Origin of the sequence: Pseudomonas sp. 8 R 14, assembly GCF_900005955.1 — a bacterium.
GTDB lineage: Bacteria > Pseudomonadota > Gammaproteobacteria > Pseudomonadales > Pseudomonadaceae > Aquipseudomonas > Aquipseudomonas marginalis.
The window spans coordinates 404,521-422,188 of record NZ_CVTH01000087.1 but is presented as its reverse complement, the minus strand read 5'-3'; the positions used below and the strand labels follow the sequence as shown (position 1 = coordinate 422,188).

At 62.5% G+C, this 17,668-nt stretch carries 12 protein-coding genes; 7 read left to right on the top strand and 5 right to left on the bottom strand.

What is annotated here, in order from left to right; translation table 11 throughout:
* Nucleotides 1-514 precede the first annotated feature (514 nt).
* A complete protein-coding gene (locus BFQ01_RS27375) occupies nucleotides 515-1,846 on the top strand; it encodes an ABC transporter substrate-binding protein (protein ID WP_065927721.1) in 1,332 nt (443 codons plus the stop codon).
* A gap of 3 nt (nucleotides 1,847-1,849) precedes the next feature.
* On the opposite strand, the gene BFQ01_RS27370 is transcribed toward BFQ01_RS27375, so the two are convergent.
* From BFQ01_RS27370 to BFQ01_RS27350, 5 genes are read right to left on the bottom strand one after another with little or no spacing between them, the layout of a single operon-like run.
* Nucleotides 1,850-3,481: a dipeptide ABC transporter ATP-binding protein gene (locus tag BFQ01_RS27370; RefSeq protein ID WP_065927720.1), complete on the bottom strand. Its 1,632-nt coding sequence runs from the start codon at nucleotides 3,479-3,481 to the stop codon at nucleotides 1,850-1,852.
* Nucleotides 3,478-4,362 (bottom strand): ABC transporter permease, encoded by an 885-nt coding sequence (locus BFQ01_RS27365; RefSeq protein WP_065927719.1) that lies wholly within the window; start codon nucleotides 4,360-4,362, stop codon nucleotides 3,478-3,480. Before BFQ01_RS27365 ends, BFQ01_RS27370 begins: the two co-directional genes overlap by 4 nt.
* 3 nt (nucleotides 4,363-4,365) lie before the next feature.
* Nucleotides 4,366-5,316: an ABC transporter permease gene (locus tag BFQ01_RS27360; protein WP_065927718.1), complete on the bottom strand. Its 951-nt coding sequence runs from the start codon at nucleotides 5,314-5,316 to the stop codon at nucleotides 4,366-4,368.
* Nucleotides 5,313-6,926 (bottom strand): ABC transporter substrate-binding protein, encoded by a 1,614-nt coding sequence (locus BFQ01_RS27355; protein ID WP_065927717.1) that lies wholly within the window; start codon nucleotides 6,924-6,926, stop codon nucleotides 5,313-5,315. Before BFQ01_RS27355 ends, BFQ01_RS27360 begins: the two co-directional genes overlap by 4 nt.
* Nucleotides 6,927-6,970: 44 nt before the next feature.
* Nucleotides 6,971-9,403, bottom strand: coding sequence for a TonB-dependent receptor plug domain-containing protein (locus tag BFQ01_RS27350; protein WP_065927716.1), 2,433 nt, complete (start codon nucleotides 9,401-9,403; stop codon nucleotides 6,971-6,973).
* Between the two features lie 527 nt (nucleotides 9,404-9,930).
* Between BFQ01_RS27350 and BFQ01_RS27345 the strand changes: the two genes are divergently transcribed.
* The 6 genes from BFQ01_RS27345 to BFQ01_RS27320 all read left to right on the top strand — a co-directional run bounded on the left by BFQ01_RS27345 (nucleotide 9,931) and on the right by BFQ01_RS27320 (nucleotide 17,651).
* The gene (locus tag BFQ01_RS27345; protein ID WP_065927715.1) at nucleotides 9,931-12,804 is read left to right on the top strand and encodes a PAS domain-containing sensor histidine kinase; all 2,874 of its coding nucleotides are present in this window, start codon (nucleotides 9,931-9,933) and stop codon (nucleotides 12,802-12,804) included.
* A complete protein-coding gene (locus BFQ01_RS27340; protein WP_065927714.1) occupies nucleotides 12,804-13,433 on the top strand; it encodes a response regulator in 630 nt (209 codons plus the stop codon). Before BFQ01_RS27345 ends, BFQ01_RS27340 begins: the two co-directional genes overlap by 1 nt.
* A 268-nt stretch (nucleotides 13,434-13,701) precedes the next feature.
* Nucleotides 13,702-14,781, top strand: a complete 1,080-nt coding sequence (locus BFQ01_RS27335; RefSeq protein WP_370671280.1) for a methyl-accepting chemotaxis protein — start codon at nucleotides 13,702-13,704, stop codon at nucleotides 14,779-14,781.
* A 13-nt stretch (nucleotides 14,782-14,794) separates the two neighbouring features.
* On the top strand, nucleotides 14,795-15,163 hold the full coding sequence (locus tag BFQ01_RS27330) for a response regulator (RefSeq protein WP_027605685.1): 369 nt from the start codon (nucleotides 14,795-14,797) through the stop codon (nucleotides 15,161-15,163).
* A 33-nt stretch (nucleotides 15,164-15,196) separates the two neighbouring features.
* Nucleotides 15,197-15,514 (top strand): STAS domain-containing protein, encoded by a 318-nt coding sequence (locus BFQ01_RS27325; RefSeq protein ID WP_065927713.1) that lies wholly within the window; start codon nucleotides 15,197-15,199, stop codon nucleotides 15,512-15,514.
* A 4-nt stretch (nucleotides 15,515-15,518) separates the two neighbouring features.
* Nucleotides 15,519-17,651 (top strand): chemotaxis protein CheA, encoded by a 2,133-nt coding sequence (locus BFQ01_RS27320; protein WP_065927712.1) that lies wholly within the window; start codon nucleotides 15,519-15,521, stop codon nucleotides 17,649-17,651.
* The last annotated feature ends 17 nt before the right edge of the window (nucleotides 17,652-17,668 follow it).

Here is a 17,668-nt window from a genome sequence, read left to right as displayed (position 1 = left end):
CGAGCCTAGGCGAGGTGCCGAGTGTTGGGGCAAGAGCCCTTTTGGTTACTTTTGGGGCTCTTTTCCAAAAGTGACCCGCTGTAAGAGCGGAACCATAAGCAGCCGTGACCGCAGCAACGGATATGTACTCGGTCAAAGCCAACGACATGGTCGGCCCGAAGGCCGCCACGGAAGCAACCACCCTCACCACTCGGCACCTCTCCCAGGCTCGGTGTGCCCGTCACCCGGTGAGTGCAGCGACGCTTTGGCGCCGTCCGGGCCATACCAGGCGTACCCGTAGTAGCGGTTGGTGAGGTTTTTCAGTTGCAGGTCAACCCTGACGACCGAGCGCAGTGTTGGTAGCGCAACAGCGGTTCAATAAAGTGTTCGATTGTCCTGGTCGTGAAGGGTGACCGGTACAGCGCCAACCCTCGAATTTGAGGGCTTCCAGGCTTGGCATGAATTGTGTTGTGACCCGATTGGCGCTGACCCGACAACGGGAGGGAAACCTCACCTTTCATAAGAAACCACACCCATGCACAACGTCTTGCATCGCACAGTCATCGCCAGCCTGCTGGCACTCGGCGCCTTGGGCGGGCCGGTTGCCCAGGCCGCCAACGATCAACAGTTCATCCCGCTGGCCACCTACCGGGTCGGCGCCTACGCTTCCAGCGGCATTCCGTGGTGGGCGGGGGAGATTGATTACTTCCGCTACATCAACGAAGTCGAAGGCGGCGTGAACGGCGTCAAGCTGGTCTGGCAGGAGTGCGAGACCGAGTGGAAGACCGACCGCATCATCGAATGCTATGAGCGCTACAAAGCCGGTCTCGACGGCGCACCCACCGGGTTCTTCTTCACCCACAGCACACCGGCCTCCTATGCGCTGATGGACCGTGCCGCCATTGACCACATCCCGCTGATCGATGGCGCCGGCGGGCGTACCGAATCCACCGATGGCCGCGTGTTTCCCTACGCGTTCCCGTTGTTGCTTAACTACTACGGCCAGGCGTCGGTGGGCATCAACTACATCGCCCAGCGCGAAGGCGGCCTGGACAAGCTCAAGGGCAAGAAGATCGTCACCGTCTATCACGACTCCGCCTACGGCCGCGAAACCCAGGCAGCCATGCAATTGCTGGCGCAAAAATACGGGTTCGAGAACATCCAGATCCCCGTGGCCGACCCCGGCAACGAGCAGTCGACCCAGTGGCGCCAGGTGCGGCAGATCAATCCGGACTGGGTGTTCCTGCGCACCTGGGGCGTGTCCACCCCCGTCGGCATCAAGACCGCCGTGCGCTTTGGCATCCCCGTGGACCGCCTGATCGGTGATGTCTGGGCCGGCTCCGAAGCCGACGTGATACCCGCCGGCACCGCCGCTAAAGGCTACCAGGCGTTGGCGCCGTTCCCCGGTGGCGACAGTTTCGACATTCATAAAAAGCTCAGGCAGTTCATCCTCGATCCCGGCAAGAGCAACCTCAAGGACCCCAGCTACTTCGGCAAGGTCTACTACAACATCGGCCTGATCAACGCCGCGATTGCCGTCGAAGCGCTGCGCACCGGCCAGGCCAAATTCGGCAACCGCGCGCTGAACGGCGAGGAAACCCGCTGGGCGTTCGAGCACCTGGACATCGACGCCGCGCGCCTCAAGGCCATGGGCTTCGAAGGTCTGCTGGCACCGTTGAAGCTGTCCTGCGCCGACCACGAAGGTGGCGGCTCCGCCCGGGTGCAGCAGTGGGATGGGCAAAAATGGGTGCTGGTGACCGACTGGCTGCAGGCCGATCGCGCCACCTTGCGTCCGTTGATCGAAGCCAAGTCCGCCGCGTATGCCCAGGAGAAGGGCATCGTGGCGCGTGATTGCTCGGCACAGTAAACCTCAGGCGGCGCTTGCCGTAAGTTGCCGGCCAGGGATGGCGGCAATCAGTTCGCGGGTGTAGTCGCTGGCCGGCTGGTTGAAGATCTGCGCGACCGAGCCTTGCTCAACCACGCGGCCATTGCGCAGCACCAGCACCTCATGGGCGAAGTTGGCCACCACTGACAAGTCGTGGGACACCAGCACATAGGCAATGCCCATCTCCCGTTGCAGCTCTTCCAGCAGGTCGAGGATGCGCGCCTGCACCGACACGTCGAGGGCGCTGACCGGTTCATCCAGCAACAGCAGGTCGGGTTTCAACGCCAAGGCCCTGGCGATGGCGACCCGTTGGCACTGCCCACCCGACAGTTCACGGGGCAGACGATCCAGAAAGCTCACCGGCAGGTGCACGCGGCTGATCAACGCCCGCGCCGCCTGCTCCAGGGCGGCGCCCTTGAGCAAGCCAAACGACACCAGCGGCTCCACAATGCTGTCGAATACCGTGAAGCGCGGGTCCAGCGCCGCGAAGGGGTTTTGTTGCACCAGTTGCAGGCGTTGGCGCAACGGGCGGAAGTCGCGCCAGCTCAGGTCGGTGACGTCTTGCTGCTCGAACCGCACCCGGCCCTGGGTCGGCTTTTCCAGGCCCAGGGCGATACGCAGCGCGGTGCTCTTGCCCGAGCCGGACTCGCCGACGATGGCCAGGGTCTGGCCGGGGTAGACCTCCAGGCTCAGATCCTCCAGGGCCACGAAGGTCGAGGGCTCGCCCTTGACCTTGGGCAGGGCAAACGTCTTGCCGACGTTGTGCAGGCTCAGGATCGGCTCACGTCCCAGGTCGAGGTTGAGCAACGGTTCACGCCGCCTGGCGAAGGCGGGTGCGGCGGCGATCAGCGCGCGGGTGTAGTCGTGGCTGGGGTGCGCGAGGATCTGCCGTGGCGGACCTTGCTCTACCACTTCACCCTGTTGCATCACCAGGATGCGGTCGGCACGGTCGAGCGCCACGCCCAGGTCATGGGTGATGATCAGCAGGGAAATGCCGCGTTCACTGACCAGGCGCTGCAAGTGGTCGAGGATCTTGCGCTGCACGGTCACGTCGAGGGCGCTGGTGGGCTCGTCGGCGATGATCAGGCGCGGGTTGCCGGCCAGGGCGATGGCGATCAGCACGCGCTGGCGCATGCCGCCGGAGAGTTCATGGGGATACTGGCGTGCGCGAAGTACCGGCTTGTCGATGCCCACCTGTTGCAGCAGCTCGACAATGTCGGCGTCGACAGCGGGGTAGCGTTTGCCCTTGGCGAGTACCAGCGCCTCGGCGATTTGCTGGCCGATGCGCAATGTGGGGTTGAGGCTGACCATCGGGTCCTGGGGCACCAGGCCGATGGTGCGCCCACGCAGCTTGCGTTTCTGCCGTTCGCTGGCGTGGGTCAGGTTGTGGCCATCCACCCACAGTTCACCGGCGCCGATCTGCGCATTCTCGGGCAGCAGGCCTAGGATGGCGTTAGCCAGGGTGGATTTGCCCGAGCCGGACTCGCCGACAATCGCCACGGTCTCGCCCTGGGTGAGTGAAAACGACAGGCTGCGCACCGCCGGATTGAGCTGGCCGCCGGAACGGTAGTCGACACTCAGTTGGCGCACATCGATTAAAAGCGGCTGGGTGCTCATCGCTGGATCTCCTCGAACGTGCGGGCGATATGGTTGAGGCTGAACACCACGGCCACCAGGAACAGGCCAGGCAACAAGGACACCCACGGAGCAGTGATCAGGAAGTGGCGGCCGTTGGCTATCAAGGTGCCCCATTCCGCCGCCGGTGGGGCGGCGCCGAAACCGAGAAAACTCAAGCCTGCGGTGGCGAGGATCGCGGCGCCGAAATCCAGGGTCGCCAGCACGGCTACCGGGCCCCAGGCGTTGGGCAGGATGTGCCGCAACAACGTGCGGCCCCAACTGGCACCGCCCAGGCGAGCGGCTTCGACATAGGGCAGGGTTTTCACCCGCAGCACTTCGGCACGGGTGGTGCGGGCAAAGCCGGGAATGATGCCAATGCCCACGGCAATCGCCACGGGTACCGTACCGAAGCCAATGGCCGTGACAATCGCCAGGGCCAGCAACAGGCCGGGCAGGGCCAGCAGCACATCGACAAAGCGCATGATCAGGGCATCGATACGGCCACCGGCAAACCCGGACAAAATGCCCAGCCCCAACCCGCCCACCAGGGCGATGCCGACCGCCAGGGAGGCGGCCAGCACTGACAGGCTGGCGCCGTAGACCACGCGGGTGAACAGGTCGCGGCCCAGCTCATCGGTGCCGAACCAGTGGGTCAGGTTGGGGGCGCTGAGTTTGGCGGCGGGCGCGGTGGCGTAAGGGTCGAAGCTGCTCAGCAACTGCGGCGTCACGGCGGCGACCAGCGAGAACAGCACCACCAGCACCGCCAGGCTGAACCCTGGGCGGCGCAGCAATGGCAGGAGTGTCGCCGTTGCGCGTTGTAAGGGGCTGCGGCGGCGCCAGAGTGGTTCGCTGCGGATCAGTTTCCGGGTAAGCGTGGTCATGGTCTAGGACACCTTGGGCGTGTGGGAGATGCGCGGGTCGAGCCAGGGGTAAAGCAGGTCCACCAGCAGGTTCACCAGGACAAATGCCGCCGCCGAGACCGCGACGATGGCCAGCACCACCGGAATGTCCTGGCGCAGCACCGCTTCCTGGGCCAGGCGGCCGATGCCGGAGCGAGCGAAGATGGTTTCCACCAGCACCGCGCCGGACACGGTGTTACCCACCTGCAGGCCGATCAGGGTGAGGATCGGCAGCGCGGCGTTCCTGAACCCGTGGCGCGCCTGCACCTGGCCCCGGCTCAAGCCCTTGGCGTACGCAGTGAGGATATAGGCCTCTTTCCACACGCCCTGGAAGCTGCGTTGCAGCACTTGGGCGTACACCGCTGCGCTGGGAATCGCCAGGGTGATCGCCGGCAGCACCAGGCTTTCAACCCCGCGGCTGCCAGTGGCGGGAAACCAACCCAGGCCAAACGCAAACACCTGGATCAACAGCAACCCCATCCAGAACACCGGCACCGAAAAGCCCAGGGACGGCAAGCGCGCCAATGCCTTTTTCAGCGGTTGCCAGCGGATATACGCGGTGAGGTAAGCCAGGCCGATACCGCCGAGCAGCGAGAGCACAATCGCCAGGCCGGCCAGGGAAAGGGTCTGGGGAAGGCGTTCGGCGAGCAATTCGGCCACCGGGCGATTGAGTGACAGCGACTGCCCGAAGTCCCCGCGCAATGCCCCCAGCAGCAGGTCGATATATTGCTCGAACAGGCCTTTGTCCAAGCCGTAGTAGGCGCGCGCCTTGGCCAGGTCTTCCACCGACAGGGCGTCGGCTTCCATGCCGGACGCGCTGAGCATGATCGACAAGGTATCGCCCGGCAGCAGATAAAGGATGAAGTAGGTGATGCTATAGGCCCCCCATAGCACCAGCAGCGCCTGGCCGACCCGGCCGATCAGGTAGCGGCTCATGGCGTGCCGACCTCGATATCGCCCAGCAGCGCGAAGCCTTCGGCGGTCCAGCGGAAGTTTTTCACCTTGGGCGACGTCGCGGCCTGCCACACGCGCTCATACACCGGGAACGCCGAGCCCTCGTCGATCAGCAGGTCCTGCAGGTCGCCGTAGGCTGCCGCCCTTTGAGCGCTTTGGGTGGCGGTGATGCCGGCGTCAAACAGGCCCTTGGCGCGCTCAAGCACCTGCGGCTCAAAGATGTTCGTCGCTACGGTTGAGCTGTTGGCAGTACGTGGATCAAGGATGGTTTGCAGGATGATCGGATCGGCGCGGGTCATGTAGCTGATCGTCAGGTCGTAGTTGCCGGCGGAGTTGTTGGCGACCCATTCGGCACGCGTTACCACGCTGAGTTTTACCTCAATGCCGACTTTGCGCAGTTGGTCCTGCAGCAGCACATCGCCGGCGGTCTCGGCCTGCATGACGTTGTAGTTCAGGCTCAGGCGCTTACCGTCCTTCTGCCGATAGCCGTCTGCGCCTTTGGCCCAGCCGGCAGCGTCCAACAGGCGCTCGGCGCCCACCGGGTCATAGGCGAGCTTGGCGCCCTGGCTCTTGAAGTAAGGCGTGGTCACATCAAAGATGCCGTCTACCACCGCGAACTCGTCGTTGTAGACGGTACTCGCGTAGCTCTTGCGGTCGATGGCTTTCTGCACGGCGAGACGCACCTGTTTATCGGCCAATACGCGACCGCCACGGGTGTTGGGCAACAGGTTCAGGGAGGGCCCCGGCAGCGAGCGGCTCTGGATGGTGGCGCCGTTGGATTGGAACAGTTTCAGGTCGACTTCCGAGAACGGGTTGCGGGGCCACAGGATGTCGGCCTTGCCTTGCAGGAACAGGCCGTTACGCACGCTTTCCTCGGGGATATAGGTGACGTCCACCGCATCCAGGTGCGCTTCGCCCTGGTTTTTCATATTGGCCGACGCCCAGGCGTAACCCTTGCGCTTGGTCAGGTGCGCGCCGACTTCCGGGGTGTAGCTGGCCAATACGAACGGGCCGGTGCCGATGATCTTGCCGAGTGAGCGTTCCTTGACGCTCAGCGCGTAGGAGGCCGGCGCGAGGATGGCCAGGTTGGTCGTGGAGGTCGCCTGCAGGAAGCCCGCATTGGGTTTGGCGAGCACCAGCTTGACGGTCAAGTCATCGACCACTTCGGCGTGATCAAAGCCTGCCAGGTACGTCGCGCCGAAGGTGGCCGGCAGCTCGGTCGCCAGTGCCTTGTTGCTGTCAAACGCGGTTTTCACGGCCTTGGCATCGAAGCGTTCGCCGTTGCTGAAGGTGACGTTGTCGCGCAGGTGGAAGGTGTAGGTCAACGCGTCGTCACTGACTTCCCAGCTTTTCGCCAGCCAGGGAATGATCCTGCCGGTCTGCGGGTCCTGGTCGGTGAGGGATTCGGCGATATTGCGCAGCAGCACCCGGTGTTCGAGCCAGTAGACCTGGAACGGATCAATGCTGACCAGGATGGTGTTGTCGCCAAAGAAGGCGATGTTCAGGGTCTTGCCGGCCTGGCTGTCACTGCCCGCAGGTGAGCAGGCGGCCAGGCTCAACATCAGGACGCAAGGGGCCAATAGACGGCTCATCAAGTTGGAGGTGTTCAATGGGATGCCCTCGTATGGCGATTGGCTTAGAAGTCGTAGGCCAGCTTGGTGTACCAGTAGCCACCGCCGGGGTAGAACGGCGGGTTACCGTAGGGCGCCAGGCCCAGGTTGCTGTAGACGGCGTGCCGGTCGGGGCGCACGTCGAAGATGTTGGTGCCGCCGATGCTGACGGTGATCTGGTCGACGAAGGTGTAGCTGACGTCCAGGTCGGTGATCCATTTCGCACCGAAGCTGCGGTCGCCGGAGGGGTTTACCGCCAGGGTCTTGACCGCACCGTAGCGGCTGGTTTGCAGGTTCACTGCGAGGTCCTCGACCTTCCAGTTGGCGCCCAGGATCCATTTGGTCTTGGGCGAGGCTTGCGTGAGATCGCCTTCGCGGTCGCGGCCCACCAGGGTGACGCCGGAGTTGGCCAGCGCACTCGGGGTGTCCCGTGTGCCTTCGATAGTGGTCTTGTTCCAGTTGAAGCCCAGGCTCCAGCGCACATCGCCCCAGGCATCCAGCGGCGTGGTGTGGTCGGCGACCACGTCCAGGCCACGGGTGCGGGTATCGAAGGCGTTGGTGTAGTAGTTGACCCAGGTCCCCGAGGGCACGCCTTGGGCGGTGAGGATGCCGTTGATCACGCCGTTGCCCTGATCGTAGATATTGCTGGTCAGGGCGATGCGGTCGTCGATGTCGATCAGGTAAGCGTCGGCGGTGATGCTGGTGCGCGGTGCCGGCTGCCAGGTCAAGCCCAGCCCGAGGTTGCGTGACTTTTCCGGCTTGAGGTCATCGCCACCCAAGGCCTTGGCCAGGTTGCTGCCCGACGGGGTCAGGCGGGTCACGGCGGGCACCACGTTGCCGTTCACGTCGACGGCCACCCGGTTGTCGGCCACGGTGTAGCCGATCTGGGTCAGGGATGGCGCCCGGAAGCCGGTGCCGACGGTGCCGCGCACGGCGACGCTGTCGGTCAACTCGTAGCGCGAATTCACTTTGAGGCCGAAGGTGTTGCCCGAGTCGTCATCGTAATGTTCGATGCGCCCGGCGACGTCGAGAAACCAGCGTTCGGTCAGGTCGAAGCCCAGGTCCAGGTAGCCGGCGTAGTTGTTGCGGATCAGGCTGACTTCATCCTCCGGGCGAATCGTCACCGCCGCCTGTGCGCCCGATGCCGCCGGGTAGGTGCCGGTGATATAGGCTTCGGGGTCACCGGCGAAGGTGCTGAAATGTTCCCAGCGATGCTCCAGGCCGGCCGACACTTGCACCGGCGAGGTCAGGTTGAACAGGCTGTCGTAGCGGCGGGTGACGTCCAGGTTGTTCACCCACTGCTCGAAGCGAAAGGTCGCCAGGTTGTCGAACCTGGTCGGCGAGGCGGTGCCCAGGGACGGGTTGATATTCAGGTCGCTGGAATGGTGGACGTTGTTGCGTCCGTAGGTGGTGCTCAGGTCCCAGTTCCACTCGGCCGCCTGGCCCTTGCCGCCGAACAGCAGTTGGTAGTCGCGGTCCTTGATGTTGTTCAGCGGGTAGTAGCCGTCGGGGAACACCTCGGGCACGGCGGCCCGGCCGGTCGGCAGGCGGAAGTAGTTGGCGGCCTCGGCATCGCGCTCGCCGTAGGTTGAGAACGAGTAGAGCGTCAGGTCTTCCAGGGGCAGTTCGGTGTTGTAGGCGAGGTTGAAGGCCTTCAGGTCGGGGTCGCCGTTCTTGATTGCCACGCGGTCCCAGGCCGCTTCCCTGGCCGGGTCGTTGAAGGCGCGTACGCTGCTGTCGGCCTTGTCGTTCCACGCGGCCTCGCCGCGTTTGCGGGCGTCGGCGGAGAGGTGGAAAAAGCCGCCGTCGCCCAGCTTGAAACCCTGGTCGCCGGCCACCTTGATCGTCTCACCCTGGCCGGAAAACAACTGGCCGTAGCTGGTTTCCAGATGCCCGCCGCTGTTGCCGGTCTTGAGGATGATATTGATCACCCCGGCCACGGCATCGGAACCGTACTGGGCCGCCGCGCTGTCTTTAAGCACCTCGATGTGGTCCACCGAACTGACCGGGATCAGGTCGATGTCCACCGCATTGGCGCCGCTGTTGTCGATCGACCCGCGCTGGCCGGTGGCGCCGTTGTGCCGGCGTTTGCCGTTGACCAACACCAGGGTATAGGCCGGGCCGAGGCTGCGGTTGCTCAGCGGACGCGTCACCGAGTTGTAGCCGGCGATATTGGTGCCGAAGTTGAACGACGGCAGCAGCTTGGCAATCGCCTCGGACAACTCGGCGCGCCCGGTCTTGAGCAACTGTTCGCTGTTGATCACGTCAATCGGTGCCGGGCTGTCGGCCACGGTGCGTTGCTGGCCACGCAAACCGGTGGAGATCACGGTCACCGTATCGAGCTTGGCCTCGTCGGCGGCGGCTTCGGCGAAGGAGGGCGCGCCGGCCAGCAGCAGGGAACTGGTCAGCAGTGACAGGTGGAATCTTCTGCGGGGTAGGGGGGCGGCGATGTCTGGCATGTCGGGAAGGGTCCATGTAAGCCTGCTGAAGGCTCCTGGTGATCGGGGGTACGTCCTCCGCCAGGCATGGGGTCGGTGTGTGGAATGAAGATATCCCTATAAAAAACCGTGGGGAAAGTCTTTTTTGGAATAAGCTAATTATTAGATATTGTTATCTTGTAAATTTATAAGATCATCTATTTTTATTATGTGCAGGGCCTTGGCGTGGGTTGAGTGTTCGACATCCAAAACATCGACGTGGGGTGGCATGCCTGAGGTCGGCGTGAGGATTCCCTGCGGCTGAACGTAAATCTTCAGTCTGGCTGGCGCCGGCCGTAAATGAGACTACGATAGTCTCCATCAAGTGCCGGGCAACGCTATCCATAGGGTGTTGTTTTTGTGGGCACCCGTTGGGCATACATTCAATTGACTGGTTCGGTTACCGGCTTCGCCAGATACCCAGGCTTTTATGGGCCGAACCAGCAACAACTTTTGAAGTATTTACGGTGGGGTCTTCATCGTAAGCGTGGACGTATGCAGGAGCGGTAATGGCAGTCAAGGAAGTGCTGCAAACCCTTAAAGGCGTATTTGCCTGCCTGTCGGGTGCGGTTGTGGTCCTGGATCGATCTGCACGGGTCGTGTTGGGCAACCCTGCGTTTTCAACGTTGCAGTGTCAGAACGGCGTCTCTCCTGAGGCAAACACCGAGTTTCTCTCCTTGCTGCGCCCGCAGGACAGCCAGCTTTTTTATGCGGCGCTGGAAAAGGCCGATGGGCAATCCCGGGTGTGTTTCGAGGCGACCGCGAGGCAGTCCGGCCGGTTGAACCTGTCGATGACACCGTGGCGCGACGACTATTTTATTGTTGAAATCCTTCCCCTGCCTGGGCCCCCAACCGCGCATTCCCACAGCGAGCGCTTCTCCGAGATCCCCCTTGAAGCCATTTTCGATTCCTCCGGCACTGGCTTGGCCCTCGTGTCACTGGACGGTCGTTGGCTGAGGGCCAATAGCGTCATTTGCAGGCTGCTTGGCTACAGCGAGGCACAGCTGCAAAACACCACGTTCATGGCCTTGACCCACCCCGAAGACCGCGAAGTGGGCAAGCAGCTGATAGAAGAGTTGAAGGGCGGTGCACGGCAGGGCGCTACCTTGCATAAACGCTACATCCACCACGACGGCCAGGTTGTCTGGGTGCGTCTGACCGTGGGGCTGGTGCGGGACGACCAGGGGCAGCCGATCTGTTTTGTCTCCCAACTGGAAGACATCACCGAGAACTGGCAGCTTCGCGAAACCTTGCTGGGCAGCGAGCTGAAATTCCTCACCCTGGCGGAGAATTCCCCCAACATCATTGTTCGCTACGATCGCAACCTGTTGCGTACGTACGTCAACCCGACGTTCCTGCTCTTGACCGGCATGTCTTATGACGAGGCCATAGGCGCCAGCCCCAGGGAGCAGCCCGGCGATTACCTCGACTATCTGCGTCATGTGGCATCCACAGGCGAGACCGCTCAATTCCTCAACAGTTGGCCGGCCGGCCCCGGTGGTGAAGCGGTGAGTTGTGTCGTCAGCCTGATGGCTGAACGCAGCCCATCCGGTGAGGTGGCAGGCGTGCTCGCACTGGCCCACGACATCACTGAGTTGCGCAAACAGCAAGTGCTTGAGGACGCACGTCTGCGCATCTTCGAAACAATGGCCACGGGCGCCTCACTGGACGAAACCCTGGGGTTGCTGGTGAGCTATCTTCAACTGGCCTTGCCTCACTGTTCCTGTGGCGTAGTGCTTGCTGAACCGCAAAGCCTCGATTCGTCGGTATCCAAGCCTTCTTCCGCCTGCTGGTACGAGCCCATCCTCGACAATCAGGGGCAGACCCTTGGGGCTTTCGCGTTGTCGCGCTCGCCCGGCTCTGCGCTGGATGAGAGCGACCTGCAGCGCGTGCGCCAGACCTGCCACATTGCCGCGATTGCCATTGAACGCTGGCGCTCCGAATCCTTGCTCAGGGAGCGCGAGCGCCGCTACCGGGATATTTTCGACCATACCCTGGACATGTTGTGCCTGCTGGAAGCAGCGCCACGGGGTGAGCTGCGTTGTGTCGAGGTCAATCCGGCCTTGTTGCAGGTACTTGGGAAACCCCATGGCGAGGTTATTGGCGAGGCGCTGGCGTCGATATTTGGCCGGCTCAACGCGGAAAAAATCCAGGCCCTTCATGACCAATGCAGGGCCGCCGAACGGGTGGTGGAGTCAGAGGAGGGCATGGTGCTGCGCAACGAAGTGCGCAACCTGCACTTTACCCTGGTGCCGGTCGCCGACTCGGGCAGCTTGGGCCCGCGGGTCTTGGTGATCGGTCGTGATGTGACCCATTTGACCCGGGCCCGACAGAAAGAACTGGAACGCCAGCACGACATCAACGCCCTGGTGGAAAACAGCCCGGACGCCGTCGCGCGCTTGAGTGTTCTCGGGGAGGTGCTTTACGTCAATGCGCAGTTGCGAAAATGGGTGGGCGGGGCCTGGCCGGAACTGATGGGCATGCCCATGGATGAAGTGGTGCCCCTGAACGCCCAGTCCCAGCTTTTTCGAGAATTGGTGGCCCAGGTGATTCGCCAGAATAAAGCCACGGAACAGGAGTTCTTATTGTCGGGTTTGAAAACCGCGCCCAAGGTGGTGTTGATCCACTTTGTTCCCGAGGTCGACGGCCAGCGCGTCGTCAGCGTGCTGGCCGTCGGGCGCGATATTTCCAAGCTGCGCGCGGCGGAGCGGCGCCTGGCCAATTCCAACGCACAATTACGCGACCTGTCGACCCGCCGGGAAACGGCGCGGGAAGAGGAGCGCAAACTGATTGCCAGGGAGATCCATGACGAACTGGGCCAGCACCTGACGGCGCTGCGCATGGGCATCTCGTTGCTGAGGTTTCAGTTCGGCGCCGATACGCCTGAGCTCACCCCTCAGGTCGAGCGCTTGATGGGGCTGACCGACAAGACCATCCAGGTCGTGCGCAATGTGTCCACGAGCCTGCGCCCCTCCGCGCTGAACCTGGGGCTGGTGTCCGGTCTTGAATGGCTGACAGCCGAATTCGTCACCCTGACCCAGGTTCCCTGTGCGTTGAACCTGCCGCTGATTCCCCTGACCCTTCCGGATACCCACGTGACCGCAGCGTTTCGCATCGTGCAGGAATCGCTGACCAATATCGCGCGTTATGCCCAAGCGACGCAGGTCAGCGTCACCCTGAGCCCGCAGGAGACGCACTGGGTGCTCGAGGTCCAGGATAACGGCAAGGGCTTTGACCCCGATGCCGTCGGCCGCCAGACCCTGGGCTTGGCCGGCATGCGTGAGCGCGGCCTGATGCTGGGCGGCAAAGTGATCATTTTCAGTCATCCTGGGCAGGGCACTACGGTCCAGGCGTTCATTCCGATGCACAAGGATAGGTATTGATGATTCGCATGCTGATCGCCGATGACCACACCATCATGCGCGAAGGGCTCAAGCAACTATTCTCGCTGGTCGCCGACGTGCAGGTGGTGGCCGAAGCCGAGAGTGGCACGCAACTGATCGAACTGTTGCGCCAAGTCGAGATCGACCTGTTGCTGCTCGACATGAATATGCCGGGTATCAGCGGCGAGATTCTGATTGCGCGCCTGCATACCCAATACCCGAAACTGCCGATTCTGGTGTTGAGCATGCATAACGAAATCCATATCGCGCAACGGGCATTACGCGCCGGTGCACTTGGCTACCTGACCAAGGACCGCGATCCCGAAACCCTGTTGGTCGCGATGCGTCGAGTGGTCAGTGGCCAACGCTACCTGGACCCCGGGCTGGCGGAACAGATCGCGCTGCAAAGCAGTGGCTTGAAGCAGCAGACCTTTGTCGAGAGTTTGTCCGATCGCGAGTTCCAGATCCTGCGCCTGCTGGCGCACGGTATGAGCGTCAACCAGATCGCCGAGCAGTTGGTCATCAGTAACAAGACGGTCAGCACCCACAAGACCCGGCTGATGGAAAAAATGGGGTTTTCCTCCACCGCAGACATTGTGCGCTTCGCCATGACCCTGGGTATTTCGTGAAGCGTGTACGGGGGTAGGGATTTTCCTAGGCGGTTTTCCAGTATCCCTACCCCAGAATAGGGATGCTCCGATGGTTGCAGTGCCATTATCGGGCCAGTATCTCTTTCAAGCAGTCGAATGGCCGGTCAGGTCGTGACGACATGCCTTGACAGGGAGACAAACCGTGAGCGCACCGACACCACCCCCTTCCGCTGCTTTGACCCTGTTTCCGGTTGCGTTCGCGGGTCTGCTGGGCGGGCTTGCGATTGCCTGGAGCGAGCGCTTCAGCATGGTGTCGCTGGCCGCTGGTGGCGCCTTGTTTACGTTGTGTATCGGCATGGGCCTGTGGGCAAACAGCAGGTGCCGGGCGCAGTGGCGTGGCCTGCAACAGCAGCTCGATCAACCGGCATCCATTGCTCCGACGCTGGCCGTCGATAACGGCCTGGCACAGGTGTGCGTCAGCGTGCTGCCGATCTGGTCGCGGCAGATAGAAGCGGCGCGTTCGATCAGTGAAACCTCGATTCTCAGCCTCAGCGAGCGTTTTGGCGCGCTGTCATCCAACATCAGCCACAGCGTCTCCAGCAATGGCGGCCAGGACGCTTCGCAACAATTGGTCGACTTGCTGGAGGTCGGCCAGCGTGACCTCAATTCCATCGTCGTGGCCCTGCGCGCCGCGCTCACCAATAAGGAGAATGAGCTCAAGGAAGTCATGCAGCTCTCGGGCTTCACCGAGCAGCTTCAGCAGATGGCCAAGTTTGTCGGCGACATCGCCAGTCAAACCAACCTGCTTGCCCTCAACGCGGCTATCGAAGCTGCGCGAGCCGGGGAGGCGGGGCGAGGGTTTGCGGTGGTCGCCGATGAAGTGCGCAAGTTGTCGAGCATGTCCGGCGAGACCGGGCGCAAGATCAGCGAAACCGTGATCACCGTCAACGCCGCCATCGCCCGTACGGTGCAGATGTCCCGCCACCACGCCGAACAAGACACCCTGACCCTCGCCGATTCGGAGCGCGTGGTGTCGGAGGTTATCGAACATTTTCGCGCAACCGCCCAGACCATTGTGCGCAACAGCCATGACCTGCAGCAGCAGAGCGCCAACGTCGCCGACGAGATTGCCCAGGTGCTGGTTGCCCTGCAGTTCCAGGACCGCGTCAGCCAGATGTTGACCTTGATTACCCGCGACCTCGACAAGTTGCAGCAGCAGTTGGACGAACGTCATGAGTCGAGCCTCAGCGGACAGTCCCTGGCGCCAATGAGCAGTGACCGTTGGCTGCAGGAGCTGTCAACGGCCTACACCATGCCGGAGCAGCACGCCATTCATGGCGGTAAAGCGCCTGCCCAGGCCGCTGCCAACGAAATCACGTTTTTCTAGAGGAGTTTTTCCGATGAGCAAAACCATTCTGATCGTCGACGACTCGGCCTCCATCCGCCAGGTGGTGAGCATCACCCTCAAAGGCGCCGGTTACGACGTGATCGAAGGCTGTGATGGCAAAGACGCCCTGAGCAAACTGGACGGCCGCAAAATCCACCTGATTGTCAGCGACGTGAACATGCCCAACATGGATGGCCTCAGTTTCGTCAAGGCCGCCAAGCTGTTGCCGGCCTACAAGTTTACGCCGGTCATCATGCTGACCACCGAAGCCAGCGATGCGATGAAGCAGCAAGGCCAGGCTTCCGGTGCCAAGGCCTGGATGGTCAAGCCCTTCCAGCCTGCGCAAATGCTGACTGCCGTCTCCAAGTTGATCCTGCCATAGCGATGACCAGCGACCGCTGGCCAGGAGGTTTGCATGAAAAGCTCCGTCCCGATGCTACGTCGAATCCAGGTCATGGAGGGCCCCTTGACGATCTACACGGCTGCCGAGCAAAAGGACGTGCTGTTGTCGTTGTTTCCCCTGGCCCATGAAGTCGAGTTGGACCTGTCCAGTGTCGATGAACTCGACAGTGCCGGTTTGCAGCTGTTGATCCTCATCAAGCGCGAGTCTCTCAAGGAGGGCACCCAGCTGTTGCTGAGCAACCCCAGTTCGACGGTGAGCGAAGCCTTTCGCCTCAGCGGCCTTGACGACTACTTCACCAATGCGAGTTTCACCCAGTCGGTCGGAGCGTAAGCGTATGAACATGGATGACGTGCTGCAGACGTTCATTGCCGAAAGTCGCGAGCTTCTGTTGCAAATGGAAGATGCGCTGCTGCAGATCGAGAAGTCGCCCCAGGACCTGGACACCATCAACGGCCTGTTCCGCGTGGCCCACACCATCAAGGGGTCGGCCGGCCTGTTTGGCTTGATGCCGATCGTTGAGTTCACCCATGTCGCCGAAAGCGTGCTGGACCGGGTGCGCAGCCTGGAAGTGCGCGTCGACGAGGCGTTGAGTGCGTTGTTCCTCGACGCCCGTGACCATATCGGCCAATTGATCGACCTGCTGGCCGAGGACGGCAACCTGGATCGCCTGGACGAACCGGTGCGGGCTCAGGGTCAATCTATCATTGAGCGGCTGTCGCTGTATCTGGACGCGGCGGTCTCGACCCCGGCGCCTACCCTTCAAGCGCCGGCGCCGGCGGATGAGCCAGGCGCCAGTCCCGGCCATTGGCATTTGTCGCTGCGCTTTGGCCCGGATGTGTTGCGCAATGGCATGGACCCCTTGGCGTTCCTGCGTTATCTGAGCACGCTGGGGCGTTTGCTGCACACCGTTACCTTGTTCGATGGGTTGCCGCCCATGACCGCCATGGACCCGGAAACCAACTACCTCGGGTTTGAACTCGCACTGGCCAGCGACGCGTCCCTGGAGGTCATCGACGGCGCCTTTGATTTTGTCCGCGAGGACGCGCTGGTTCGCATCCTTGCGCCGAATGCCACGGTGCAGGCGTGTCGGACCCATCTCGACGAGTTGCCGGAAGACAACGCCGCGCTGATCGAGCTGCTGGTGCGTTGCGGCACACTGACCGAGGCCCAGGCCTTGCTCGTGACCCAGGACGCCGAGCAGGCACCGGTCGAAACGCGCAGCGAGCCTGATGTCCAGGATTCGACAACGCCGCCGGTCAAGGCCGGCAAAAGCGCGGCGAGTAACGAAGGCAACCTGATTCGGGTCGATGCCGCCAAGCTGGACCAACTGATCAACCTGGTCGGCGAGCTGATCATTGCCGGTGCCGGCGCCAACCTGGTGGCGGTACGCAGTGGGATTGGCGAGATGATCGAAGCCACCAGCCTGTTATCGCGGCTGGTCGAGGAAGTACGCGACTCGGCGCTGACCCTGCGCATGGTGCAGATCGGCGCAACCTTCACGCGGTTCCAGCGGGTGGTGCGGGACGTCTCAAAAGAGTTGGGCAAGGACATCGTGCTGCACATCGGCGGCGGTGAGACCGAGCTGGACAAGACCGTCGTCGAACGCATTGGCGACCCGCTGACCCATTTGGTGCGCAATGCCATGGACCACGGCATCGAGCCTGCGTCGACGCGCCTCCAGCGGGGCAAGCCGGCCCAGGGCACGGTACGCCTGAATGCCTATCACGAATCCGGCAGCATCGTGATCGAGGTGTCCGACGACGGCGGTGGCCTGGCCAAGGACAAGATCCTGGCCAAGGCCCGTGAGCGTGGTTTGGTGGGAGAGGGCCAGCAGCCGTCGGACAAAGACATTCTGAATTTGATCTTCGAGCCGGGATTCTCCACGGCCGACCAGGTCAGCAACCTGTCCGGGCGTGGCGTAGGCATGGACGTCGTGAAGCGCAATATCACGGCGTTGCGCGGCAGCGTCAGTCTCGAGAGCGAAGTCGGGCAGGGCACCACGGTGCGCATCCGCCTGCCGCTGACGCTGGCGATCATTGACGGTTTCCTGATCGGGGTGGGCAAGGCTTCTTACGTGATTCCGCTGAACATGGTGGAGGAGTGTATCGAGCTGGCCCCTCAGCGGGGCACCGAAACCGGCTACCTGGACCTGCGGGGCGAGGTGCTGCCAATCCTGCGGCTACGCGACATGTTTGATGTGCAAGAGCCTGGAGGCAACCGGGAAAACGTGGTCGTCGTGCAATACGCAGGCTTGCGTGCCGGCCTGGTGGTCGATCGCCTGCAGGGGGAGTTCCAAACCGTGATCAAGCCACTGGGCAAAGTGTTTGGTGATGCCCATGGGCTGGGCGGGTTCACCATCCTCGGAAGTGGAGCCGTTGCGCTGATCCTGGATATCCCGAATTTGCTAGGACAGGTTGCCAAGGAAACCCCACATCGTTCGATCCCAAGCCCTTTATCGACTCATTGAAGCGTCATCAGGAGTGC

Coding starts and splice junctions, on each gene's coding strand:
- BFQ01_RS27375 (WP_065927721.1), top strand. CDS start 515: ATGCACAACGTCTTGCATCGCACAGTCATCGCCAGCCTGCTGGCACTC.
- BFQ01_RS27370 (WP_065927720.1), bottom strand. CDS start 3,481: ATGAGCACCCAGCCGCTTTTAATCGATGTGCGCCAACTGAGTGTCGAC.
- BFQ01_RS27365 (WP_065927719.1), bottom strand. CDS start 4,362: ATGACCACGCTTACCCGGAAACTGATCCGCAGCGAACCACTCTGGCGC.
- BFQ01_RS27360 (WP_065927718.1), bottom strand. CDS start 5,316: ATGAGCCGCTACCTGATCGGCCGGGTCGGCCAGGCGCTGCTGGTGCTA.
- BFQ01_RS27355 (WP_065927717.1), bottom strand. CDS start 6,926: ATGAGCCGTCTATTGGCCCCTTGCGTCCTGATGTTGAGCCTGGCCGCC.
- BFQ01_RS27350 (WP_065927716.1), bottom strand. CDS start 9,403: ATGCCAGACATCGCCGCCCCCCTACCCCGCAGAAGATTCCACCTGTCA.
- BFQ01_RS27345 (WP_065927715.1), top strand. CDS start 9,931: ATGGCAGTCAAGGAAGTGCTGCAAACCCTTAAAGGCGTATTTGCCTGC.
- BFQ01_RS27340 (WP_065927714.1), top strand. CDS start 12,804: ATGATTCGCATGCTGATCGCCGATGACCACACCATCATGCGCGAAGGG.
- BFQ01_RS27335 (WP_370671280.1), top strand. CDS start 13,702: ATGGTGTCGCTGGCCGCTGGTGGCGCCTTGTTTACGTTGTGTATCGGC.
- BFQ01_RS27330 (WP_027605685.1), top strand. CDS start 14,795: ATGAGCAAAACCATTCTGATCGTCGACGACTCGGCCTCCATCCGCCAG.
- BFQ01_RS27325 (WP_065927713.1), top strand. CDS start 15,197: ATGAAAAGCTCCGTCCCGATGCTACGTCGAATCCAGGTCATGGAGGGC.
- BFQ01_RS27320 (WP_065927712.1), top strand. CDS start 15,519: ATGAACATGGATGACGTGCTGCAGACGTTCATTGCCGAAAGTCGCGAG.